This is a genomic window from Photobacterium leiognathi, assembly GCF_030685535.1.
Classification (GTDB): Bacteria; Pseudomonadota; Gammaproteobacteria; order Enterobacterales; family Vibrionaceae; genus Photobacterium; species Photobacterium leiognathi.
The window spans coordinates 1,719,952-1,743,678 of sequence record NZ_CP131601.1 but is presented as its reverse complement, the minus strand read 5'-3'; the positions used below and the strand labels follow the sequence as shown (position 1 = coordinate 1,743,678).

Sequence of the window (23,727 nt, the reverse complement as noted above, 5' to 3'; positions counted from 1 at the left end):
TGGATGTGTTCAGTTATTGATAATCGGTAAGGTGAGGCGTTTATGGATTTATTTGCAGAACAAGGCGAATGGATAACCATCAATAATGGTTTGATCTATTGGCATCCTCACTTTCTTAGTTTGCAACAAGCAGAGCATTATTATCAGCAACTAAATAACGAGTTAGATTGGCGACAAGAGCGCATCATGATGTTTGGTAAATCGGTACTTCAACCGAGATTACAAACCTGGTTAGGTGATGCTGCTTATACCTATTCAGGGCTAACCATGCATCCACAGCCTTTTACTACATCGCTAATGGCGTTAAAAGCCCAATGTGAACAGGTTGCTCAAACACCGTTTAACTCAGTGCTTGGTAATTTATATCGTGACGGTGAAGATTACATGGGGTGGCATCAAGATAACGAACCAGAGTTAGGTGATCAGCCTGTTATTGCCTCATTAAGCTTTGGTGCGACTCGACAATTCGTGTTTAAACATAAAACAACCAAAGAGAAAATAGCCTTTCAATTAACACCGGGCTCATTGCTTATTATGGCAGGGGATACACAGCTGTATTGGCAACATGCACTACCAAAAACTAAACGTGTTAATGAACCACGAATAAACCTGACTTTTCGTTTTATTAATCAGTAACTGCAGGTATGATCACGTTCGATTGAAATGGTTATAATCAAAACGCTCTAATTTGATAACTCACTCTAATTAATCAATTATTACAATCACTATCTCCACCTTCACAGGATAGGCTTATTGACAATAAAGGAGGGGGATATGTATATTTTCAATTTGAAAGCCTTGTTGCTTGATTTAAAGCACAATAATGTCACTGAGTAGGAATCAGCGTTGTATGTTGTTATTCCGGTTGTGATTATGGTGGGGTATTCGTTCTATTCACCACACCTTGATGGGTTAGAATCACTCGCTGATAACGTAATTTTTCTCATTAACTTTATTATTTTATTTCTCGTGAATGGTGGAAATAATGGGAAGAACTTTTTAATGTAAATACTTTTCGTTAAGTTGGGTTGTAGGTTGGCGAGTTGCAGTCTTTTATCTAATTCCATTTACGTTGGTATTTTTTGGTCTTATGTATTTTATTTTTCCTGATTCTTTAAAAAATGATACCTACGGCTTATTAGTATTTGGTATTGCTTTTGAAGTATTTTATCTGTTTTTTATGGTCAAGGCATTTAGAGCAACGTTACAAAAAGTAGTCATAGCTTATGACTAGTAAATAAGTTGATAAAAATTAGTTCTATTTTTAGCCTAATAGAGTTATACGAAATAGTCAGGTATTAATAATTTATTTTATGAGGTTAATTTATTTCTAGCATAACTTAAATTAAAGTAAAAGCTCTATAATTTCCCCCCTTTATCAATAATTATATAAATATAAACTGGCATTTTAAAATAAGATTTTTGTATGAAAAATACACAAAAGATTACTGTGTGAATTATGTTATTGCTTAAATTTAAAGCGTTTGATTCTGCATGATACTTATTAAAAGTGTTAGTGAAAATAATTAAGAAACTAATTTTAATCATTACATAAACCACCCCCTATAGCGATTAAATGCTTGTAATTGAACGCCTTTTTTTGCTTTGCTGCTGGGTGTTAAACAAATATTATAGTGTGATTATATGTCTTTTTTTATTTAAAACCTTGTATATCTCATGGTGATTTATTTGTGAAATATATGTTTACAATTTTAATCTTAAATATATCATCTGCAGCAATTCCTTAGCTAAGGAATGTGTTAAACGTATAATTATAAAGGTATGAATATGACAGAAGTTACTTTTCAAGGTGATAACATTCAATTATCAGGCACTTTCCCTAAGACTGGTACTCAGGCGCCAGATTTTACATTGTGTGGCTCTGATCTTTCTGATGTTAATTTATCATCACTTAAAGGGAAAAAGGTTGTTCTAAATATTTTTCCAAGTATTGATACTCCGGTTTGTGCGCTTGGCGTAAAAGCATTTAATGAAAAAGCAGCAGGCGTAAATAATACTGTAGTTCTATGTATATCTGCTGATTTACCTTTTGCTACAGGACGTTTCTGTGCGGCAGAAGGTATTGAAAATGTTCAGACGGCTTCCTTCTTCCGTAATGCTGAATTTACTAATGCATACGGTGTAAAAATTGTTGAGGGAGCATTACGTGAACTAGCTACTCGTGCTGTTGTTGTTATAAATGAAGAAGGAACAGTAATTTACTCTGAACTAGTTGCAGAAATTACTGAAGAACCAAACTACGATGCTGCTATCTCTGTTTTGGAAAAATAAAATGAAAAAGTTAACAATTCTAACGGCATTATTCTTGTCAGGTAATGTGTTTGCACAATTTACGACTACTGATGAAAATGCGAATTTCGGCCAAAAGCAAGTTGTAACACTAGAAAAAACTACAACATTTAATTTATCTGGTGAAGCTTTGAAAGTTGGCGATTATATGCCATCAATGCAATTGGTAACATCAGATCTTAAAGCATTTGATACTAGTGATGAAGCGCAAAAAGTAAAAATTTATAGTGTATTAACTTCAGTTGATACTCCTGTGTGTGTTCAGCAAGCTATTGACTTATCGAAATTTGTTGAAGAGCATAAAGCTGAGTTAAAAGGTATTGAATTCTTAGCTATTAGTGCAGATACTCCATTTGCTCAACAGCGCTTTCAAAAAGAAAATAACCTAAAAGGTATTACATACCTATCTGATTCATCAAAGCATCAGTTTGGTATGAAAACAGGCTCTCAAATTGAAGAGTTAGGTCTACTAACACGCAGTATCATTGTTACAGATAAAAATAACAAAGTTGTTTATACACAACGTGTTCCTGAGCTAACAACTATTCCTGATTTGGAATCGGCAGTAAAGGTTGCACAAGCCAACCAATAAGTTGCTAAAATGAAGGAGGCGTTTTAGCCTCCTTATACTTTTCGTAAATTATTAGTAATAAATCATCTAAATTGTTTAGTGACAATTATTAACGTACTAACTCTTTAAATAACTAGTGAAGAGTAAAATTGAGTAAATTATTTACTCAATGATTTTAATATTTAAATATTAACCCTCCCTTGAATTCAACAGTATGGATAAACGTTTATCTATATTTTTATATAATTACATTGTTTATTTTTAACTCAACTCTAGCTCTTTTTATTTAATTTTTACATTTACCTTTTCAATATAAATTGATTGAGATGATATCGATTTAGTTTTTCTATAATATTGTATAATAGATATATTTATTTACTCACTATTTTTAGTGAGGTTATTATATATAATCTAACATTATACAAAAAATTTACATTTGTTTTATTTTATTTGTTCAATTAAATCAGTGGCTTGTTTGTTATAATTTGGTTTTGTATCTATAATTTTTTATATTATCTTTACATGACTCAGATCTCGTCTTGATTATATGATGGAAAGTAAGGCGATCAGAATAATGGTCAGCTTATATTAGAAATCCTAGGCTAAATGATTTCGAAATGGCTTAAATATATTTTCCCTTATTATAAATGAGCCAGATAGATTTAACTGAGGTCAATAAAATAATGAATTATAGTAGTCCTTCATCAAAGCAGTCATTAGATTCAGAGGTGATTCGCTTTGCAGGCGACTCTGGCGATGGCATACAATTTACTGGAAATAGATTCTCAAGTAGTGTCAGTTTGTTTGGTAATTCGCTTGTAACGCTACCTGATTATCCCGCTGAGATTCGAGCACCTGCAGGCACTGTTTCTGGCGTTTCTTCTTTTCAATTACAATTCGCTGATCATGATGTTTATACACCTGGCGATCAGTGTGGTGTGTTAATTGCTATGAATGCCGCAGCACTTAAGAAAAATATTGCTGATTTAAAGGTTGGTGGTCTGCTCATTGTCGATAAAGCAGGGTTTAGAGACTCGCTAATTAAACTTGCAGGGTATGATGCCAATCCACTGATAGATGAGTCATTAAAGGCTTACCGTATAATTGCTGAAGACTTTACACAACTGACTCTTCATTCTCTTGAGGGGTTAGGACTTCCTGGAAAAGTTGCTCGTCGATGTAAAAACTGCTTTATGTTAGGTATTGCTTTATGGATATTTAGTCAAACGTTAGAAGAAGCTGAAAATTGGATTAAAGATCAATTTTCTGAACTGCCACAGATAATAAATGCAAATATTTCAGCGCTGAGAAGCGGTTATAACTATGCGGATACGACAGAAATCTTTGGCGAGAGTTGGCAGGTAGGAAAAGCTAATATTGAACCTGGACGATACCGTTCAGTGTCAGGGAATGAAGCATTGTCATTGGGTTTAATAACGGCATCCTTTGCTGCTGATAAACCGTTATTTTTAGGCTCTTATCCTATTACTCCAGCTTCTGATATTTTGCACCAGTTAGCGAAATATCAACAATTTGGTGTGACTACATTTCAGGCTGAAGATGAAATTGCAGCAGCAGGGGCAGCATTAGGTGCATCTTATACTGGTGCTTTAGGTGTTACCACGACATCAGGTCCGGGACTATGCCTAAAATCTGAAATGATCAATTTGGCCGTTATGACAGAGCTACCTCTGGTTGTTGTTGATGTTCAAAGAGGAGGACCATCAACGGGGCTTCCGACAAAGACAGAACAATCTGATCTCCTCTTCGCACTGTATGGGCGTAATGGTGATTCGCCTCTTCCTGTAATAGCAGCATCTTCACCTGGTGATTGTTATGTGATGACCATTGAGGCTTGTCGATTAGCAACTACTTTTATGACACCAGTCGTTCTCCTTACCGACGGCTATATTGCTAACGGTACTGAGTCATGGAAAGTACCATCAGAAAAAGAGATTCCTTGTTGGGATAAACCAGAAGTGAGTGTTGCAGGATCTTATTATCCATACTTACGCGATCATGACACTTTGGCTCGAGAATGGGTTGTACCGGGCACTGAAGGTAAGCAACATAGAATTGGTGGGTTAGAAAAGAAAAGTATTACGGGGGAAGTGTGTTATGAGCCCAATAACCACCAGAAAATGAGTAATGAAAGAGCATTAAAAATTAGCAATATTTCCCGCTTTATTCCAAACCAAGCTTTACTGGGTTCTGAATTAGACGAGTTATTGGTTATCTCTTGGGGAGGGACATTAGGATCAGTCAAAACAGCGGTGAATGAGCTTCGAGAACACGGCTACTCTGTTGCACACACTCACTTACAATACATTAATCCGCTACCTAGTAATTTCTCTGAATTATTGAACAATTTTAACCATATTTTAGTTGTCGAGTTAAATAACGGACAACTAAAACAATACGTTCAATCACAAGTTCCAATAACTATTGAAGGTTTCGCTAAAACTGATGGAACCCCCTTCAAAGTTGAGGAGTTAACCACAGCAATTAAAAAGACGTTAAAAGAGAGCGAAACTGGAGTTGAGCGTGTTGAATCGTAAAGATTATATTTCAGATCAAGAAGTAAAGTGGTGCCAAGGTTGTGGCGATTTTAATGTATTAAAAACCATGCAGTCAGTCTTAGCTAAAATGGGTAAAACGAAGCACAATACGGTATTTGTTTCCGGTATTGGATGCTCTTCTCGATTTCCATATTATATGGATACATATGGCTTCCATACTATTCACGGAAGGGCACCAACAATAGCGACTGGCATTAAAAGCGTGAATCCTGAACTCGATGTATGGGTTGTTACTGGTGACGGTGATGCATTGAGTATTGGAGGTAACCACTTTATTCATGCAATACGCCGTAATCAAGACATAAAGATCTTATTGTTTAATAACGAAATATATGGATTAACAAAAGGGCAATATTCACCAACCAGTTCACAAGGTTGTGTGAGTAAATCGACGCCAGAAGGAAGCATTGATTATCCACTGCGTCCTTTAACGATAGCTGCGGCAGCTAATGCCAGTTTTATTGCGAGAACTTCTGATAATGATCCCAAGCACATGGCTGCAATTTTTGAAGCAGCAGCTAACCATAAAGGATGTGCTGTTATCGAAATTCTCCAAAACTGCGTTATTTTCAATGATAAAGTGCACGAACCATATAATGGTCCAAAGCAGCGTAAAGAAAACTTATTATATTTAGAAGACAAACAGCCTATGTTTTATGGAACAGACATGGCACTTAAGTTATCAGGTCTAACACCGGAAGTTACGCATAGTTCAGACAAATCTGTATTGGTTCATGAAGTTAATACAAGTAACACATCACTTGCTTATATGTTGGCGAACTTAAGCTATCCTCAATGCCCTGTACCTGTTGGTGTATTTCATCAAACGCAGCGTGAAACTTATGATCAGTTGCTTGATAAGCAGCAATCAAAGGAAAAGCTTAAAAAATCACAATTAATGAGACTTCTTGAACAGAACAGTTATGTTTTATAGTTCTTATTAAAAAAAGCCGCATTTTGATGCGGCTTTTTACGAAAATAGGATCAACCTTACTTAGTAATCTATTTGTTCTAATAGCGGTAAGGATTATTCGTAACGCTTAGCTAAGATACGATCGATACGATTGTGCTCTAAGCTAAGCACATGGAACTCCCAACCTTGCCAGCGAATCGTATCATCGAGTTTAGGTAAATCATCGACTAACCATACCAACATACCACTAAGGGTGTGATAACCGCCATCTTCTTCATCGGGCAGTTTGTTTACTTCCAATAAGTCTTTAAACACCGTGATAGGCATCATGCCATCAAGGTTCCAACTACCGTCAGGGTTTTGCTCTGACCATACGTCTTTAGGATCTTCTGGGGTGAATTTACCCGCTAAAGCTTCAAGCACATCTTGTGAAGTAACAATACCTTGAATATCACCGTATTCATCGACCACAAACGCAAAGTAATGTCCTGAGCTTTGGAAGAGCTCTAACAGCTTTGTGCTTGTCCAGTTTTCAGGCACATATACTGGTGGTGTGACGTAATCTAAAATCGATTGTGGATTTTCTTCCGTATTGTTTTGAATAAACTGCAACAGTTGTTTGGCATTTAATGTTCCTTTTAAATCACTAAATCCGTTATTACCAACAGGTAAACAGTTGTGATTCGCTGCTAATAACTTTTGTTGGTAACTCTCAGGTACATGGTTGAGATCTAAATAGGTGATCTCATTACGAGGAGTCATCAGTGATGAGACTTTACGATCATCAAAGTTAAACACGTTACGCATCATGTTATGTTCATGCTGGTGGATAACACCTGATTGTGAACCCTCAGCAATCACAGCGCGAATATCGTCTTCCGTCAGTGCAGAGTTATCATCTTTGCCTCTACCCATAAGGCGTAATAGTAAATCGGTTGAGTTAGCTAATAACCAAACGAAAGGGCGAGAGATAAACGCAATAATTGCGATTGGGCGAGCGAAGAATACCGCAATGCCTTCTGCATTCACTTGGCCTAAACGTTTGGGAACAAGTTCACCAATCACAATAGAAACATAGGTTAGAACAATAACTGCAAGTGCAGATGCACTGAATGCGGCTGTTTTTGCTGGCACACCAAAGTCAATTAACCAGCTAGAAATAGGGCCTGCTAATGCCGCCTCACCAATAACACCGTTCATAATACCAATCACGGTGATCCCGATTTGCATCGTTGAAAGAAACTGGGTTGGGGATTCGCCCAGCTCGATGGCTTTTTGTGCAGAGATATTCCCTTCATCTGCTAAGCGTTGTAAACGGTTCTTCTTTGCAGTGACCAAAGCGATTTCAGACATGGCAAACAAACCATTAATAATGATCAAACAGATCAAAATAATGATACTCATTAAATTCTCCTAGGTACCTTGAGCATATCTATGAAGGTGGGAATAAGGACAGATACACTCGGTTTGTGAATAGCAGAGCGCTTATTCACTCTTGTTAGTGATTATATCTATAGTCTACCGATAAAAGTTAATGAAAAATGAACCTAAATCTAAGATTGGTAAGAATAGGTGATCGTTTTTGTTGACCAATACTAGGTAATTAAAGAATTTGTGAGGTGATTTGGGTATAAATATGTTGAGAAAGGGTAATTCGATTGAGATGGGACAAGACTGTGTAAGGTAGAAATTTGCCGTTAGTGAGTTGAACTTGTTGATTTCAGTACGGTCTACGTTGAAGTTTCTTGGTGACAGTGTATAAATAATACCGCAAAGCAGAATACATGAGGGTATGAGCGTGAAGAAAATCCAACTTGGTCTTGTTGCAGTGACAACAGCATTATTACTGACAGGTTGTGGCGAAGCGAAAATTACAGGCACACCACTTAAGAATGTGGACTCGATTGCCGTAACGTCAGCAGAAGATATTGATGTGTTCTGTCCAACAGGTATCTGTACCTTTGAATTGACTGCATCTAAACCAACCACTGCAACCATCACTATGCATTATGATTACACAAAACTTTTCACCAAAATTGAAGGTGTTGATGTGATTGGCGAAGGTGGTAAAAACGCAAAAGTGATTGATGACGATCAGTTTAAAGTTGATATTAGTGACGCGAACAAACCAGTAAAAATTCAAGTAATTGATTACTACCGTAATTAATACAAATGTGATTGAAATTAAGAAGCAGCATGAAGCGCTGCTTTTTATATCTCTGTTGTCAATTCGTTGCAGCTAAAACCGCTTAGGTTGATGTCATTAAGATGTTACGAGTAATTCGTATCACCGCTGTTATTTGCATAAATTGTCATGAATGCAAACATATTCAAACAAAGCGTTATTTTTCTCTTTTTTATGGTTTTCATTGAATTAATTGCAAACAAGATACTGTTTGCTTTTTAAGCAGGGTAAAAATGGTGTGGTTAATTAATGACCTCGTTAAAAATGCTGATAAATCATCATTATTATTCAAAAGAAATAAATAAAACGACGTACACTAAACATTCTTTCCCTTTGTTTATTAAGACTTTCTTTGTTTAATATTAGGCAACATTTTATTGTTTAGCTTAGGAACTTTTCTTTTATCTTCTATTAAGTGAGTAATCGCCATTATTGGATGTTTATACATCATTTTAGGGCCAGAATAACGCATAATTGTTTGTGATTTAACCTTTTGCTCCGGTTTGTAGCAGTGAATAGGGCAACGACGACAAGTTGGTTTTTCTACACCGTAAGGACAACGGTCTAGCCTTTGTTTTACGTAGCATTGGAAGGAATAACAACTTTCACATAAACCATCATTTTTTGTCGTATTTTGGTGATGGTTTGAGCAATAAATTTTAATCATTGCTGAAATCGTTAAATACTCACGGTTGAGTTTGCCAAAGAGTGTAAAGTCAGTGTTTATGGTCATTTTTAATAACCTAATTTTTATCAATCCACCTGGAGTATAATATTTTAAACCTATATATAAAATGCTATTTAAGTTTTTAACCTCAAATATGAAATTAAATCGTGTTTTTTATTATCAATAACGGCTTTTGTGTTACAAAGTTGAAAAAATATCTCAATATTTAACAGAAACCTAAGTAGATGGGTTGATTTACGTTAGCGAGAGCAGTAGTATCCACGCCTCGATTTTTATGGTGGTGTATATGAGCAGATTTGAGTGCCTTGAAAGAATTGTCGACGAATATCGTAAAAAAGTTCGTGACGCTGAGTTTAACCGTCAGAACGATAGCGAAGTAGCTAAAGTTCTTGTTTTACTAGTCGGTAACTCTATGTTCAGTCTGGCTGATGAATTTGCTGATTGGGTTAATCGTGGCGGTGATCGTAGCTACGGTGGTAAGTTCTTCGTTTCTAAGCAACTAATGACGTTGCTAGAGCCTGTAACTTTCCGTGGTGTAACTGTTCGTCGTGATTCGATTAAACTATTCAGAATTTCGTAAGCTGAATGGATTCAATCGGTATTCCATGACTCCAATGTAAAATTGGAAAACGGATTTTTGATCTTGATGAGAGTCGAGGTCGGCAGAAGGGGATGCAAATGCATCCCTTTCGCTTATCTGGAATTTATAACTTACTTAAACGTCTTTATCACAAGCCTTGATAAGCACAGACGTATCCATTCTTCCCAATCCTTGCTGTTGTAGCAGACCGTAACGTTTATCAACCGCTTCGGTTAATGGCATGGCTAACTCATGCTTCTTTGCTTCATCTAAACAGAAACCAAGATCTTTACGCATCCAATCAATGGCAAAGCCAAAATTAAATTTATCTTCAGCCATAGTGACTGCACGGTTTTCCATCTGCCATGAGCCCGCAGCGCCGTGTTTTAATACACTAACGACTTGTTCAATATCTAGGTTTGATTTTTGTGCCAGCATCAATGCTTCACTTAAGCCTTGTAGAACGCCAGCAATACAGATTTGATTGACCATTTTACAGCGTTGGCCTTGACCATGACCGCCCATCAATACTGCTTGTTTTGCATAGCTATTTAATACTGGTAATACGGCATCAAAGCTTGCTTGTTTGCCACCACACATAATGGTTAATGCGCCGTTTTCAGCACCCGCTTGACCACCAGAGACAGGTGCATCAATAAAGTGAATGCCTTTCTCGCTACAGGCATTTGCTAGCTCTTCAGCCAGCTCTGCTGATGTTGTCGTGTGATCAACAAGGGTAGCCCCCGCTTTCATACCAGCGAGTACGCCATCTTCACCGTACACAACACTACGCACATCATCATCGTTACCGACACACAGTGCGATAACATCACGCTCTAATGCCGCTTCTCGTGGGGTTTCACCATATTGACCTGAAAACTCAGATGCCCATTGCTGCGCTTTGGCAGTCGTGCGGTTGTAAACCTTGGTATCAAATCCTGCATTGAACAGGTGACGAGCCATTGGGTAACCCATTACGCCTAAACCGATAAAAGCGATACTCATTGTCATAGGAGTCTCCTAAGCAAAATAATTAAATTGAGATATGTCATTTAACGAATGGATAATAGGTAATACGTTAACCTGATAGCGAAACCACAACTATGCTCTCTAACTGTAGTAATTTGCATTTAACCGCAGTTACTAGCTAAGTGGTTCATTGCGTAGTGGTGGTACAAGCGCGTCTTTTATTCATCCGTGTTGATGCTTATGTACACTAGAGTTTAAATTGACATATGTCAATTTGTTTATTCCATGTATCATTTGTTGTGTATTTTAGTTAAAGTTAGCGAACTTTATGGTGGCGATATTAACTATAGGATGTGACAGTGAGTGACGCTAAATTTAAACAGATAGCTAAAACTATCGAAGCTCGAATTGATAGTGGTGAATATCCTGCAAAGTTTAAATTGCCGCCACATCGTGCGCTGGCATATGAATTAAGCACAACACCTGCGACAGTAGCGAAAGCCTATCAATTGCTGGTGGATAAAAAGCGTGTTGAATCCTTTGTCGGTAGGGGGACGTTTGTTTGTGTTCAAGCATCGTTAAGTGAAGTGATCCAACCTGCAGACGATGAGCAAGATTATAACTTCTCCATCCTACAGCCTTGTTTATTGCAAAACTTGTCACCATTACGTGATGCGATGATGCAAGCTACAGAGCAGCTAAATACTCAGTTAATGGGTTATACCGAGCATTCAGGCCATGAAAGTCACCGTTTAGCAGGTGTCGTATGGGCTAAACATTATGGTTTAATTGGCGGTAATAGTGATAACACCTTACTGACCAACGGTGCGCAACATGCGTTATCGTTATTAATTCATGCCCTAACAGAGCCTGGTGATACTATCGCTGTTGAATCGCTCACTTATCCGGGGATCATGGCAATTGCCAAATCAGCAGGGCGACACGTTGTAGGAGTGCAATTAGACGATGAAGGGATGTGTCCTGATGACCTACAACAGGTGATCCGCTTAAATCGTCCTAAGCTCGTTATTGTTGTACCGTCACATCAAAATCCAACGGGCATTACCATGCCACCAGCAAGACGTGATGAAATCGCTAACGTTATTGCAGCAAATAACATCTGGCTCATTGAAGATGATATTTATGGCTTTTTAAATCCGGAGCCTATTGCAGCGATCAGCAATCGTATTCCGCAATTAAGCTTTCATATTTCAGGCTTATCAAAAGCAATTAGCCCAGCAATGCGTTGTGGTTTTTTAAAAGTGCCTGATTCACATATCGCAGTATTACAAGCCTATATTCGTGCCAACATATGGCTGTCATCGCCACTGAACTATATTGCTGCAGCGCAATTAATTGAAAGTGGTGAAGCATTTCAACTTGCTGAAAGACAAAGACAAACTGCAATTAAACGTCAGCAAATGGCAAAAGAGCTGTTAGGTTATCAAGGTAGGGAAACAGGGTTTCAACTATGGTGTCCATTACCTGAGCATTGGCAGCAAGAACGCTTTGTGATGGAAGCGAAAAACAAAGGTTTGATTGTCAGTAGCGGCAGTTATTTTAAAGTGAATGGGGAAGATCCGCACCATATTCGCTTATCATTAATGGCGATTAGCTCAGAGCAACGGCTTCAACAAGGATTGATCATGTTGCGAGATCTGGCTAAATCAGAATTTGTTATGAATCCTCATTTTTAAGTCTTATACCCAAGTCACTTCAAGATGCAGTGTTCAGCGAGACGACCTTAGTTCTCAGGCGCGGCAACGATTCGTAGATATAGTGGTTCTACATTGAGAATCGTTAACAAAGTCTGAGAGCTAAGGACGCTCGCCCTCTGGGAGCGTGTCACTAAGCCGACTTCTTACGTCAGGCAACTTGGAAAGAGCTCGCTATTCCGCTTCGTTGCCTTCCTTTAATTCAACTCAGTGACCTCGCTCTGAATCAGGCATTTTGAAGTCACTTGGGTATATAATAACAGCATCAGATACCGTTAAGTATAACGTGTGTCTTTCTCATAATTATTTAATACAGAAAGTAGAGTCACAAAATGGATGCAGAATTTTGGCATAGCCGTTGGGCAGAAAACCGCATTGGTTTCCACCTACCTGACGTAAACCCATTACTGATCAAACATTGGTCAGCCGTTAAACCAAAACGTGATGAGCGTGTTCTTGTCCCTATGTGTGGTAAAACACAAGACTTAGTGTGGTTAGCAGAGCGTCATAACCAAGTGATTGGTATTGAGTTGAGCGATATTGCCGTTAAAGCTTTCTTTGCTGAAAACCTCTATACGCCGCTTGTTACTGGTGTCGGCAATCAACACCTTTATGAGTTTGATGAGATCTCGATTTACCAAGGTGATTACTTCACCGTAAATATCGAGCCTGTTGATGTGGTTTACGATCGCGCAGCATTAATTGCGATGCCAGAAGACATGCGACAAATGTACGTCGAAAAGCTATTGTCATTGGTTAAATCGGGCGGTCGTATTCTGCTGGTGACATTAGATTACCCACAAGATGAACTAGCAGGACCTCCATTCTCAGTACCTAAAGCGGAAGTTGAAGCTCTATTTGCTAATTGCAAAGTGACGCATCTTGAACGTGATGATGCTGATGAAACTCATCCTCGCCGCCAACGTGGTTTATCGCGCTTTGCAGAAGAAGTGTGGTTGATTGAAGTGTAATAACACCTAATCACATTTATCTAAACATAAAGAAAGGCATGTTGCTTTAAACTAACCTGTTGTTGAAGGTTAATTAGTGAGCCTACATGCCTTTTTCTTATAGAGAAACTGTTATCTGTCGCTAATGTTATTAGTTAAAACCGATCAGTTAACTGATTAGTTAAAAACGACTTTCACATCACCAGCAGCGTTAACTGCATCATTGACTGCGCTATCAATATCTTCACGACGAGTCAGCGCTACACCTAAACGACGACGACCATTGATCTCAGGCTTACCAAACAAGCGAATTTGCGTATTAGGGCGAGAAAGCGCTGGCAGTAAGTTATCAAAGCCGATATTGGTTGAAACACCTTCAGCCAGAATAACTGCAGATGCCGATGGACCATATTGTGTGATGTGCTGAATGGGTAAACCAAGGAATGCACGAACGTGAAGGGCAAACTCAGACAGCTCTTGCGAAATAAGCGTCACCATACCCGTGTCATGTGGGCGAGGGGAGACTTCACTAAACAGTACCGTATCGCCTTTAATAAATAGCTCGACACCAAATAAGCCGTAACCACCCAGAGCATTTACAACTTTCTCTGCTACATCTTGTGCCGCTTTTAATGCCGCTTCAGACATTTTCTGTGGCTGCCATGATTCGCGGTAATCACCATCTTCTTGGCGATGACCAATTGGCGCACAGAAGTGAACACCATCAACAGCACGAACAGTTAATAATGTGATTTCGTAATCAAACTCAACAAAGCCTTCGATGATCACACGACCCGCACCAGCACGACCGCCTTCTTGGGCGTATTGCCATGCTGAATCAATATCAGCTGCCGTTTTAATCACGCTTTGACCTTTACCTGATGAGCTCATGATTGGCTTCACCACACAAGGCATGCTAACACGGTTTACAGCAGCAACAAAGTCATCGTATTGATCAGCAAATTCATAAGGAGAGGTTGGAATAGAGAGGGTTTCAGCGGCTAAACAACGGATACCTTCACGGTTCATTGTAAGCTTAGTTGCATTAGCGGTAGGAACCACATTCACGCCTTGTTGCTCAAGCTCAACTAATGTGTCGGTTGCAATGGCTTCAATCTCAGGTACAACGTAGTCTGGTTTTTCTAACTCAATGATACGTTTTAGCGCATCACCATCTAGCATATCAATTACATGACTACGATGAGCAACTTGCATAGCAGGCGCGTTGGGATAGCGATCTGCTGCGATCACTTCAAGACCTAAACGTTGACATTCGATAGCTACTTCTTTGCCTAACTCACCAGAGCCTAAAAGCAGAACACGAGTAGCATTTGAACCATTAGCTGTACCTAACATTCTTATTCCTTACGATTTATGTTGGATAGTGTTGGTTGGGCGTGATAATACCTTGTTTTTACAATTAAGCTAACGTTTGCGTCAGAGTTTAACCTAAACTTGAAACATAAATAGTGTGAGTTATATGAAGCATATAATAAAAAACCGCCAACAATGTGGCGGTTTCATCAGTGATCTTAGATTGTACGACACATTATCAAATGTGTTACTTACGTTTTTCCCACTGAGTGATAAACGCAACAGAAGCAATAATAATCGCAGCGCCAAGCCATAAACGACCTGGTGGCACCCAACCAAACACAAGCCAACCACCTAAAACGTTTAATGGCAGTTTGGCATGATCAAAAGGTTGGACGAAAGATGCATCAGCCACCGCATAAGCTTTCGCAATCGCCCATTGTGCTAGGGCTGTTAATAAACCCGCTGCGATGATCAATGTCCATGTTGCGCCACCTGTTGGCATGTGAAAATCAGGCAGTGCTAGTAACACGTTAAAAGGCGTGATCAGAATAAGCAGGTACATCACAACTGTTGTTGGTGATTCGGTGCTGGATTGCTTTTTCACCATCAGAGAATAACCCGCCCAGAAAATTGCAGCGCCCACAGGGAGTAATGTGGCAATACTAAAGCTGTCTGACCAAGGTTCAAGAATGATCATTGCACCAATAAAGCCTGCAATGGTTGCACACCAACGTGCCGCACCGACTTTCTCTTTTAGTAAGAAACCTGAGCCAATGGTTGCAAACAGCGGGGACGTCATGAGCAATGCAATACCTTGCCAAATTGGCACAGGATAGGCGAGTGCCCAAAGCCATAATTGAATACCAATAACCGCAAGGAAGACACGGAAACAGTGTTGGAAAAAGTGTTGTGTTCTTAACGAGCGGCTGATCCCCATGGTTCTAAGCCATGGCAACATCGCAATCAAAGCAATAAAGTATTGAAATAGGGCAAAGGTGGTTGATGAGACACCAAGTTTAATGCTGAGGTACTGAGCAAGGCTGTTCACAATGGCAAATGCCAAACCTGCAGACAGCATCCAACTTGCACCTTGTACCGGATTATGTGTAGGACTATGAGAGTGGGACATGAAATTGGATTCTCTATAAAATCGTTGCGAGAATAATACGCTTTTGTTTTTAGATAGCCAATATTCCGCGTTCTACAGAGGCGTAGAGATAATAAAAAACCGCCTATTACAGCTAACACCTATCACTTAAGGTGTTTGGAACGAACTGGATAACGAGTTTTATTGATACGAACGGCTCTCTGCTTGGGCCGTTTTTTTCTTTCAGGTAATATGTAACGCTTTACTTGTTTTCTCATTGCTCTCAGTTTTTGAGGAATTGAACCTGGCGAAGCGATGGCACACCACATTAATTCATCTTGAATATCTCTTAACGCCATCATAAAACTTATCCGTAATGGTGAAACATTCGCTTCTGCCGCTATTCTACTTATTTCTAAGCGAACAAGATTATAAGCTATCAATATTCCCCATATTTCTTGCTCAATACCTTCTACTGATTGACTACGCAATAATATTTCATCTTCAAGCATGTCATGTTTTATTTCACCATAACTGTTTTCTATCTCCCAACGTTCGAAATAAACATCAAGCAAAGCTTGATAGCTATAATGCTCACCAACTAAGGAAGTAAGAAGCCCTTGGATATGATATTTTTGAGTTTTTTCTGGATAAAGCATTAATCGAGCTTGCCATTTTTCAGGAAGGCTTGGGTCTTTAGCTCTTGCATATTTGGATACATCCATTTCTACAATCAAATCTCGTCCTGCTTCATCAAGCTGCTTAATGACGGTATATCGCGTATTTGATTTAATTGGAGTCATCCAATGACTCGAATCATGCTGACGTTGCCAATTAATCATCAACTCGGCGCCAAGATAACATCGGTCAAAAATAGTTAAAGAATCTGGCGTTATTGAGGATATAAGCTGTTTAGCATAGTTCTCTTCACCAATATTGCTGGGACCAAATGCTACGTTGTGTATTAATCGACTACGAAGGGAGCATAAAGCACATAACCTGACGATAGGGTATTCTGTATGCTGTATCTTACCGTGTTTGACATACTGAAAGTGACTCGCTAATTCTGGAGTATCATGACTTCTAAATTGAGTTCCATCGACAGAGAAAAGGCGTAAGCCTTTCCATGTGTCTCCGCTATCTTCGGCTTTCGTCCAATATTTGGCAGTGAGTGAGAAAAGTGCTTTTAGAGGCTGTGCTGTCAATCGTTTTCGCGCCTGAGGGATAGCACTTGGTGCAATAGAATCACCTTGTGATCGCGATAATTGCAAATCAAGTTTATTCAAGACATCGGTTATCGATCTATTACGATATAGGCCAATTCCAACGATTAACCAAACAACCAATTCCGCAGGTAATTTTCGTCTGCGTATACTGGCCTTATTGGTTTCATCTAATGCTTGTTGAATCCACTCAAGAGGTAAGTCTCTTTGAAATAATGAGAGTGATTCTGGTGCTGCAAACGCATCTACATCAATGAGCCAATGTGACAACATAAAAAATACCCCCAGTTTTGCAAAACTGAGGGTATTTTTAACTATCTGAAAGATCGTGCAACCAATCAATTTCTTAAGTGATAGGTGTTAGCCTATTACAGCGGTTTATATAAAAAACAGAGGTATTTTATTACTTGCTCTTAATAAGCAACATAAGTCATTTGAATGTCTGGATTCAATGCTTCTAGCAGTGCTTGAGTACGAGCAAGTTGGCTGATTTGGCTTTCTGCACTTTCAACTAATGCTGCTTCAACTAATTCAGACAGTTTGTAACCTGACATATTCATGTTGATTAGCGCTACTTGTAGCGGTGGTAAGCTAGGGTTAAATGCCGCATTTTCAGCATACATACCAACAAATACACGACCGTCTTTAGCTTTAAGCGCAACACCACTGAAGTTCTTCGAGTAAGGTGCGTGTGAACGGTTTGCAGCATCACAAGCAGCAACAGCTAAATCAGATTGCTCAGCAATAGTAATACCGTTATCAATATCGCTTAGTAGTGCATCTTCAATACCAAGATCGGCAGGGCCGAATGATTCTGGCAGGTATTGTTGCAGTGTCATTGGTTGGCGTTCTGGTAGTTGAATCACTAACTCTTTAGCCGTGTTTAGTTCATTCATGAACTGACGACAGTGACCACAAGGGCTGTAGTTGATAGTCACATCTTTAATGCCAGTTTCACCTTTGATCCACGCATGGCTAATAGCCGATTGTTCCGCATGGATAGTACACGCCATACTTGCACTCGCAAATTCCATATTTGCACCAAAGTAAAGGCGACCAGAAGTACCACGGACAATAGCACCAACATAGAAATTAGAAATAGGAACAACAGCGTAAGCAGCAGCAACAGGAAGGAGTGCAAGGCGAAGATCAGAATCAGATAGATTAGTTTGAGCAAGTAAGTGTTCAAATTGCTCAGGACTGATAGTGGAATCGAAATTTTTATCTTCAATAATTGGTCGAAGAGCTGATGCAAGCTCGTTAGGTAATTGACCTAATGCATCCATAACTTTTGCGTGCATTGGGGTGTTACTCCGTATTGTTGATGGAGAAACATTCTATGTTAAATGTTAATATTCAAGTGTGATGCAGATCACATTAACTATCAACTCTATACACTAGTTACATTATCGAGAGCGAGCTCACACAAGTAAATGTAAATTTTCATGTAATAAATGGTTATCAAAACACTATGAGCTTAAAACTAATATGAATTAAGCAACATAAACGCTGTAAGCATAATATGTTGCTTAAATCCATTAACCAAAAAAGACATGCTGAAAAATAGGGAACATCAAAGGGGCAAGTAGGGTCGTCATAATGCCGCAAATCACCAATGCCAATGAACTAAATGCTCCTTCTTGGTAGTCTTGCTCTACTGCCTTTGCCGTACCTAATGCATGAGAAACCGTACCGATAGACAAACCTTTCGCTAGTGGGTGATGAATACGAAATAGCTTCATCACGGGATAACCTAATACCGCACCAAACAAACCCACAATGATCACCATTGCAGCTGTGATGGCAGGAATACCACCAATTTGTTGTGATGCCGCCATCGCAAGCGGAGTGGTGATAGATTTAGGCAAAATACTGGCAGCTAATTGAGCATCAGCACCCATTAAAAACGCAATGCCCGTACCAAAGGTCATTGAAAGCACACTACCGACAAAACAGGCGGTTAAAATGGTCTTCCATTTACGCTTAATCAAAGGCAATTGCTGATATAGCGGTAATGCTAGCGCAACAACTGCAGGGCCTAACATATAATTGATGATCTCATTGTCAGCAAAGTAGGTTTCATAAGGGACATTGAGCCAACGTAGCGCAGAGATCAGAAAAATTAACGAAATCAGTAACGGATTAAATAATGGATTACGGATCTTTATTGCCAAATAACGCATGCTGTAAAACACAACAAGGGTTGCCACTAACCAGATCATGACTCTTTTTCCTTATGGTGAAGAGCTAAGCCAATAACCACTAATACAATTAACGTACTGCCAAGAGTGCTTGCGAAAATGATAGCGGCATTATGTTCGATTAAACCTAAGTAATTCATTAGGCCGACACCGACAGGGACAAACAGCAACGCCATATGTTTGATAAGTAAATTACAGGTTTTCTCAACCCATTGTGTTTTACAAATGCCTGTTACTAAGCCAAAGAACAGTAGGAACAAACCAATAATACTGCCAGGAATAGGCAGATGAGTAAGATGCTGTATGCCTTGACCAAGTAAAAAGCAAAACATAACAATGGCAAAAGATCGTATGTAATCCATAGTGAAAAAAGTAATGCTAGAAAATTTAATTTATCATACAAATAAACGAGGTGTTTGTCACACAAAATAATGCAGCGTTTAGATAAATGATAAAAATATTTAGATTAGATAGCTTTAATTGTTTACGAATGCCACAACAATAGACCAATAATGGCGGCAAGCGATAGTAGAATAGACACTTTTAACCAAATAAAGTCAGTTACGATTGCTTTAAACCAAGCTGATTCATGAATCGGTTTGTTTGTTGCTGGTGTCTTACTAGGTGAAGATGGATTAAGCACAAAAGGTTGCTTACGTGATGTTTTGGTAGGAAGCGGTACACGAAAACCAAAATGAGGCACAACATGGATAGGGATCGCCATTTCACCGTTACATTGTAACTTTCCTGTTAGTGAAGCAAGCAGAAGATTAATGTCGTAATTGTGATCGCTAGTTTCTTCAAAGGCATCGAGCGAGGTAAAGGTTTTACGATATAAGGAATCGGCATTCAGCACTTCACCAGCGAATAGGCATAAGATCTCAAGCAAGCGTGATTCTTCGCGGGTAAGTAACGTTCGCGTATCATCACGCCAAAGGAGTAAATGTTTTTCAGGGAAAAAATCTAACTTCTCATAGCTATAACATTTCAATAAGGTTTGCGTTGCCATAGATAGCACACCTATCGTTACCACTTTGCGTAATCAGCACACCGCACAAACGATAACACTCATTATGGTTGAAAATGCCAATTTCGTAGGATTTTTATTGATCTTTGATGTTAAGTGTTAACGTGAATGGAATAATCAGCAAATAAATCACAGCCTTGCGTTCTCAAAAAAAAGAAGCCTATTGACTTGCTTTCATTGGAAAACACGTCAATAGGCTTCAATTGCAAACTAGGCTTAAGCTAAAGCAAGTAGGTAAGCGCGCTTACACCAGTTTAGAAACGTAATCGTACAGCGACTTTAAGATCTTCATCTTATTCTCGTCAGATTCATACTCATAAGCCACGGCTTCAAAGTTCTCCATGTACTTAGGCATGTTAGCTTCAAAGAAATCTTGGCAATGGTGCTTCCAACGTACTTGCTCTTCATAATTGAGTGTCATTGGGAAGTTGCGCGCACGGTAGCGGAATAACAGCGGTTTAATACGCTTATCATCGACATTAATTTCAAGCGAACCAAGTTGATCTGCTGGCGTTTCACGGATGATATCCATCGTAGAACGATCAGCGGTTGAGAAGAAACCGTCATACAGCATGGCATCAACATTATCATTTGCATCATATTCACGTTTAACGCTAAACATCTCGAGCACTTTTTCGCGGATCTCTGGATGCTGTTTAATAAGCGCTAAGTGCTTCAAGCATTGTTCACGATCAATACCTAAACGTGCTGCATCTTCTGCTTTTAATGTTTTAGCAGGCGCTAGCACTGGGCACTTATTCAAATGCACTTCTTTAATAGGAACAGGCAGCTCATCTGGCGCTAGATAAATACGCTTGGTGTATAAACGCTCACGTAGTTGGTCAGCATCAAGTTCAATTAATGGGGTAGGATCAAGCGCAAGGTTTACCGTGATCACTGCATTCTTATTATCAGGATGCCATGCCAGCGGCACAATCCAGCTTGTGTTACCGCAATCAGTACCAAACATGCCTGAGATATGCACCAATGGCGTTAGATTAACAATATCAACCAGATCTTGCAGCTTACGCTTATGGCGAAGATCAAATAGGTAATCAAACAACTTAGGTTGATTGGTTTTAACGATTTTTGCTAACTCAATGGTCGCATAAACGTCAGCCATCGCATCGTGAGCATTCGCGTGTTCGATACCGTTAGCAACAGAAAGCTTTTCAAGTTTAAAGCTCGGACGACCTTCATCATCAAAAGGCCAGTTCAAACCATCAGGACGCAGTGCATAACAAGTACGCATAATATCTAGCAAGTCCCAACGTGAATTACCGTTTTGCCACGCCCAACCGTACGGGTCGAAGAAGTTGCGGTATAAGGTATAACGCGTGACTTCATCATCAAAACGCACATTGTTATAACCAATCACACAAGTATTTGGCTTTGACAGTTCAGCGTGAATTGCTTCAATAAACTCATGCTCTGATAAGCCTTTTTCCATTGCCTCTTGCGGTGTAATGCCTGTGATTAAGCACGCTTCAGGTGACGGTAGGTAATCTGCTGGTGGCTTACAATAAATCACCAACGGCTCACCAATAATGTTCATGTCCATATCGGTACGGACACCTGCAAACTGACACGGACGATCATTGGCAGGGCTTGCACCAAAGGTCTCGTAGTCAATCCAATAAAGCGTTGCTTGGTTCTTATCGTTCATAAATCATCCATAGCCATTGGTGTTATTATTTTGCATGTTTTCTAAGCAATGGCTTGTTGTGAAAAACTGCTTATAAATTCAGCAATTTATCGAAAATTTAATGGCAAATACTCAAGCATGAAAACTTAAGCTTACATGGCTCTAAGTATCCCGTATTTATGAGGTAAGAGGCAAGGCGGGAGGGAAGATAAATTGAGTGAAACGATGTTAGATACAATCGCACAATGAAATTCTGATCATAGTATTTATGCATCTCATTACCTATACTGAAAAATTTTGTGAAATGGGTACGAGTTTTTATTGTTTCGTCTCTGTTTTGAAGTTTTGAGTATTAAATTACTTTTACATTCTTTTTAAGGTGAGTGAAATGTCGAGAAAATATTGGGGCTATCGAATTGATACAACGAAAATTAAATTTTTCCGTCAGGAGCTGGATGAAGGAAGATTAAGACAGGGATGGGGTTGGACAGAAGGGCAGAATTTAAGATTATTAACGAAAGATAGTGGCGCTCGCAGAAATCTCCCTATTTAAAATAAAGTAAAGAAAGGTGACATATTGATTGTTCCTCGATTGCCGACATGGAATGAAGTTGCAATTGTTGAAGCAACACAAGATTTTTCTCAAGGTTATGATTATTCCATACATCCAGATTTACAGGATTATGGGCATATTTTTCCTGCTCGTTTTATTAAAAGTTTTAATAGGAAAAATAACCATGTTTCTGGAGAGTTAAGAGCGAGTCTTAAGCAAGTAAATCGATTTTGGAATATGTCACATTGTAAAGACAATATTGAAGAGCTTATAAATAATAAAGAGGCATTGATTAATTCTATTGGCTTTTCTACACGATTTAACAATGTGCTCACTGACAATATCAGTAAATCGCTAGAACAAACGGATTTCTATAAAAACTTTTATCGACAAATGAATGAGCAATTTTCCAATGAAGAATGGGAATATGCGCTAGTAGAAGGTTTAAGAAAAATTTTACCGGAACCGATAATAGTTGAACGCACGGGTGGTATTACAGAGAAAGAACACGGTACAGATATTCTTATCACGTTACCCGGTTTATTAGGTAAGAGTTATGGCATTGCTATTCAAGTGAAAGATTATAAAGGGTTAATGAGTGGTAATGCGATAAAACAAATTCAAAAAGCAGAACACTGGAATAATGAAAATTTCACTATTATTGATAAATACGTGATAGTGACTCGTTGTTTAAAAGATGATCATCCAGAAGATTTACAACAAGTTGATGGCGTAACTATTATTTTTGCAGAGCAGTTAGAAGACCTATTAAAGGATATTGCAGTAGGATTTATTGGCTTAGGTAAAAATTAGCAATTACTCGCAATATAATGATACTGCTAATTAAAACAAGCTCCCAACTACAGTGTATTTGGGGGCTTGCGACAGGAATATAATTACAGGCAGCTTTCAAACCCTTCAAAGTTTGGTGCACCTAAATAAATGTCTTTATTACCGCGAGCATTAGCATGAGCTTTACGGAATGCTTCTGATTGTGTCCAGTCTTCGAACGCTTGGCGAGAATCCCATACTGAGTGCGATGCAAACAAGGTGTACTCATCGTTTGATGTACCTTGAAGCAAGTTAAATGATTGAAAACCCGGTACGGTATCTAGGTAGGTGTCGCGGTTCTTCCAGATATCGATAAATTCTTGTTCTGAGCCTAAACGGATTTTAAAACGGTTCATTGCAATATACATGATGACTTCCTTTAC

The 23,727-nt window shown here is 38.9% G+C and carries 23 protein-coding genes; 11 read left to right on the top strand and 12 right to left on the bottom strand.

What is annotated here, in order from left to right:
• The first annotated feature begins 42 nt into the window (after positions 1-42).
• The 5 genes from Q7674_RS15090 to Q7674_RS15070 all read left to right on the top strand — a co-directional run bounded on the left by Q7674_RS15090 (position 43) and on the right by Q7674_RS15070 (position 6,394).
• Entirely contained in the window at positions 43-636 is a 594-nt protein-coding gene (locus Q7674_RS15090; protein ID WP_045065494.1) for an alpha-ketoglutarate-dependent dioxygenase AlkB family protein, read from the top strand.
• A gap of 1,152 nt (positions 637-1,788) precedes the next feature.
• Positions 1,789-2,292 (top strand): thiol peroxidase, encoded by a 504-nt coding sequence (gene tpx / locus Q7674_RS15085; RefSeq protein ID WP_305422707.1) that lies wholly within the window; start codon positions 1,789-1,791, stop codon positions 2,290-2,292.
• Between the two features lies 1 nt (position 2,293).
• A complete protein-coding gene (gene tpx, locus Q7674_RS15080; RefSeq protein WP_305422705.1) occupies positions 2,294-2,902 on the top strand; it encodes a thiol peroxidase in 609 nt (202 codons plus the stop codon).
• A gap of 626 nt (positions 2,903-3,528) precedes the next feature.
• Positions 3,529-5,439: a 2-oxoacid:acceptor oxidoreductase subunit alpha gene (locus tag Q7674_RS15075; RefSeq protein WP_305422703.1), complete on the top strand. Its 1,911-nt coding sequence runs from the start codon at positions 3,529-3,531 to the stop codon at positions 5,437-5,439.
• On the top strand, positions 5,426-6,394 hold the full coding sequence (locus tag Q7674_RS15070; RefSeq protein ID WP_080892251.1) for a 2-oxoacid:ferredoxin oxidoreductase subunit beta: 969 nt from the start codon (positions 5,426-5,428) through the stop codon (positions 6,392-6,394). Before Q7674_RS15075 ends, Q7674_RS15070 begins: the two co-directional genes overlap by 14 nt.
• Positions 6,395-6,487: 93 nt before the next feature.
• On the opposite strand, the gene Q7674_RS15065 is transcribed toward Q7674_RS15070, so the two are convergent.
• The gene (locus tag Q7674_RS15065) at positions 6,488-7,777 is read right to left on the bottom strand and encodes a hemolysin family protein (protein WP_305422701.1); all 1,290 of its coding nucleotides are present in this window, start codon (positions 7,775-7,777) and stop codon (positions 6,488-6,490) included.
• 394 nt (positions 7,778-8,171) lie between these two features.
• On the opposite strand from Q7674_RS15065, the gene Q7674_RS15060 reads away from it, so the two are divergent.
• Positions 8,172-8,540, top strand: coding sequence for a lipoprotein (locus Q7674_RS15060; RefSeq protein WP_045065484.1), 369 nt, complete (start codon positions 8,172-8,174; stop codon positions 8,538-8,540).
• Positions 8,541-8,898: 358 nt separating this feature from the next.
• Here the strand turns inward: Q7674_RS15060 and Q7674_RS15055 are convergent, their stop codons facing one another.
• Complete coding sequence (locus Q7674_RS15055) at positions 8,899-9,291, bottom strand: nitrous oxide-stimulated promoter family protein (RefSeq protein ID WP_045065483.1); 393 nt, start codon at positions 9,289-9,291, stop codon at positions 8,899-8,901.
• A 241-nt stretch (positions 9,292-9,532) separates the two neighbouring features.
• On the opposite strand from Q7674_RS15055, the gene Q7674_RS15050 reads away from it, so the two are divergent.
• Complete coding sequence (locus Q7674_RS15050; RefSeq protein ID WP_005367981.1) at positions 9,533-9,826, top strand: hypothetical protein; 294 nt, start codon at positions 9,533-9,535, stop codon at positions 9,824-9,826.
• A 135-nt stretch (positions 9,827-9,961) separates the two neighbouring features.
• Here Q7674_RS15050 and Q7674_RS15045 read toward each other — a convergent pair whose 3' ends face one another.
• On the bottom strand, positions 9,962-10,837 hold the full coding sequence (locus tag Q7674_RS15045; RefSeq protein WP_080892250.1) for an NAD(P)-dependent oxidoreductase: 876 nt from the start codon (positions 10,835-10,837) through the stop codon (positions 9,962-9,964).
• 317 nt (positions 10,838-11,154) lie between these two features.
• On the opposite strand from Q7674_RS15045, the gene Q7674_RS15040 reads away from it, so the two are divergent.
• Entirely contained in the window at positions 11,155-12,492 is a 1,338-nt protein-coding gene (locus Q7674_RS15040; RefSeq protein WP_305422698.1) for an aminotransferase-like domain-containing protein, read from the top strand.
• Positions 12,493-12,842: 350 nt separating this feature from the next.
• On the top strand, positions 12,843-13,481 hold the full coding sequence (locus Q7674_RS15035) for a thiopurine S-methyltransferase (RefSeq protein WP_045065480.1): 639 nt from the start codon (positions 12,843-12,845) through the stop codon (positions 13,479-13,481).
• A 156-nt stretch (positions 13,482-13,637) separates the two neighbouring features.
• Here Q7674_RS15035 and purT read toward each other — a convergent pair whose 3' ends face one another.
• The 8 genes from purT to sbcB all read right to left on the bottom strand — a co-directional run bounded on the left by purT (position 13,638) and on the right by sbcB (position 21,981).
• A complete protein-coding gene (purT, locus tag Q7674_RS15030) occupies positions 13,638-14,816 on the bottom strand; it encodes a formate-dependent phosphoribosylglycinamide formyltransferase (protein WP_045065479.1) in 1,179 nt (392 codons plus the stop codon).
• Between the two features lie 205 nt (positions 14,817-15,021).
• The gene (locus Q7674_RS15025) at positions 15,022-15,906 is read right to left on the bottom strand and encodes a DMT family transporter (protein ID WP_080892249.1); all 885 of its coding nucleotides are present in this window, start codon (positions 15,904-15,906) and stop codon (positions 15,022-15,024) included.
• 122 nt (positions 15,907-16,028) lie between these two features.
• Positions 16,029-17,360: an IS4 family transposase gene (locus Q7674_RS15020; RefSeq protein ID WP_305422697.1), complete on the bottom strand. Its 1,332-nt coding sequence runs from the start codon at positions 17,358-17,360 to the stop codon at positions 16,029-16,031.
• 140 nt (positions 17,361-17,500) lie between these two features.
• Complete coding sequence (gene cdd, locus Q7674_RS15015; RefSeq protein ID WP_305422695.1) at positions 17,501-18,388, bottom strand: cytidine deaminase; 888 nt, start codon at positions 18,386-18,388, stop codon at positions 17,501-17,503.
• Between the two features lie 237 nt (positions 18,389-18,625).
• On the bottom strand, positions 18,626-19,309 hold the full coding sequence (locus Q7674_RS15010) for a CidB/LrgB family autolysis modulator (protein WP_045062794.1): 684 nt from the start codon (positions 19,307-19,309) through the stop codon (positions 18,626-18,628).
• The gene (locus tag Q7674_RS15005; RefSeq protein WP_045062795.1) at positions 19,306-19,650 is read right to left on the bottom strand and encodes a CidA/LrgA family protein; all 345 of its coding nucleotides are present in this window, start codon (positions 19,648-19,650) and stop codon (positions 19,306-19,308) included. Before Q7674_RS15005 ends, Q7674_RS15010 begins: the two co-directional genes overlap by 4 nt.
• Before the next feature lie 122 nt (positions 19,651-19,772).
• Positions 19,773-20,297, bottom strand: a complete 525-nt coding sequence (locus Q7674_RS15000; protein ID WP_045062797.1) for a hypothetical protein — start codon at positions 20,295-20,297, stop codon at positions 19,773-19,775.
• Positions 20,298-20,559: 262 nt separating this feature from the next.
• Entirely contained in the window at positions 20,560-21,981 is a 1,422-nt protein-coding gene (sbcB, locus tag Q7674_RS14995; RefSeq protein ID WP_045062799.1) for an exodeoxyribonuclease I, read from the bottom strand.
• A gap of 367 nt (positions 21,982-22,348) precedes the next feature.
• On the opposite strand from sbcB, the gene Q7674_RS14990 reads away from it, so the two are divergent.
• Together Q7674_RS14990 and Q7674_RS14985 are read left to right on the top strand one after the other, a co-directional pair.
• Positions 22,349-22,513 (top strand): hypothetical protein, encoded by a 165-nt coding sequence (locus Q7674_RS14990; protein WP_237156722.1) that lies wholly within the window; start codon positions 22,349-22,351, stop codon positions 22,511-22,513.
• A 24-nt stretch (positions 22,514-22,537) separates the two neighbouring features.
• Entirely contained in the window at positions 22,538-23,326 is a 789-nt protein-coding gene (locus tag Q7674_RS14985; RefSeq protein WP_237156723.1) for a hypothetical protein, read from the top strand.
• A gap of 83 nt (positions 23,327-23,409) precedes the next feature.
• On the opposite strand, the gene hmuQ is transcribed toward Q7674_RS14985, so the two are convergent.
• Entirely contained in the window at positions 23,410-23,712 is a 303-nt protein-coding gene (hmuQ, locus tag Q7674_RS14980) for a heme-degrading protein HmuQ (RefSeq protein WP_008987102.1), read from the bottom strand.
• Positions 23,713-23,727: the final 15 nt, after the last annotated feature.

Excerpts from the sequence above, each read along its gene's own strand:
- Q7674_RS15090 (WP_045065494.1), top strand. The coding sequence starts at position 43 with ATGGATTTATTTGCAGAACAAGGCGAATGGATAACCATCAATAATGGT.
- tpx (WP_305422707.1), top strand. The coding sequence starts at position 1,789 with ATGACAGAAGTTACTTTTCAAGGTGATAACATTCAATTATCAGGCACT.
- tpx (WP_305422705.1), top strand. The coding sequence starts at position 2,294 with ATGAAAAAGTTAACAATTCTAACGGCATTATTCTTGTCAGGTAATGTG.
- Q7674_RS15075 (WP_305422703.1), top strand. The coding sequence starts at position 3,529 with ATGAGCCAGATAGATTTAACTGAGGTCAATAAAATAATGAATTATAGT.
- Q7674_RS15065 (WP_305422701.1), bottom strand. The coding sequence starts at position 7,777 with ATGAGTATCATTATTTTGATCTGTTTGATCATTATTAATGGTTTGTTT.
- Q7674_RS15055 (WP_045065483.1), bottom strand. The coding sequence starts at position 9,291 with ATGACCATAAACACTGACTTTACACTCTTTGGCAAACTCAACCGTGAG.
- Q7674_RS15050 (WP_005367981.1), top strand. The coding sequence starts at position 9,533 with ATGAGCAGATTTGAGTGCCTTGAAAGAATTGTCGACGAATATCGTAAA.
- Q7674_RS15045 (WP_080892250.1), bottom strand. The coding sequence starts at position 10,837 with ATGACAATGAGTATCGCTTTTATCGGTTTAGGCGTAATGGGTTACCCA.
- Q7674_RS15035 (WP_045065480.1), top strand. The coding sequence starts at position 12,843 with ATGGATGCAGAATTTTGGCATAGCCGTTGGGCAGAAAACCGCATTGGT.
- purT (WP_045065479.1), bottom strand. The coding sequence starts at position 14,816 with ATGTTAGGTACAGCTAATGGTTCAAATGCTACTCGTGTTCTGCTTTTA.
- Q7674_RS15025 (WP_080892249.1), bottom strand. The coding sequence starts at position 15,906 with ATGTCCCACTCTCATAGTCCTACACATAATCCGGTACAAGGTGCAAGT.
- Q7674_RS15020 (WP_305422697.1), bottom strand. The coding sequence starts at position 17,360 with ATGTTGTCACATTGGCTCATTGATGTAGATGCGTTTGCAGCACCAGAA.
- cdd (WP_305422695.1), bottom strand. The coding sequence starts at position 18,388 with ATGCACGCAAAAGTTATGGATGCATTAGGTCAATTACCTAACGAGCTT.
- Q7674_RS15010 (WP_045062794.1), bottom strand. The coding sequence starts at position 19,309 with ATGATCTGGTTAGTGGCAACCCTTGTTGTGTTTTACAGCATGCGTTAT.
- Q7674_RS15005 (WP_045062795.1), bottom strand. The coding sequence starts at position 19,650 with ATGGATTACATACGATCTTTTGCCATTGTTATGTTTTGCTTTTTACTT.
- Q7674_RS15000 (WP_045062797.1), bottom strand. The coding sequence starts at position 20,297 with ATGGCAACGCAAACCTTATTGAAATGTTATAGCTATGAGAAGTTAGAT.
- sbcB (WP_045062799.1), bottom strand. The coding sequence starts at position 21,981 with ATGAACGATAAGAACCAAGCAACGCTTTATTGGATTGACTACGAGACC.
- Q7674_RS14990 (WP_237156722.1), top strand. The coding sequence starts at position 22,349 with ATGTCGAGAAAATATTGGGGCTATCGAATTGATACAACGAAAATTAAA.
- hmuQ (WP_008987102.1), bottom strand. The coding sequence starts at position 23,712 with ATGTATATTGCAATGAACCGTTTTAAAATCCGTTTAGGCTCAGAACAA.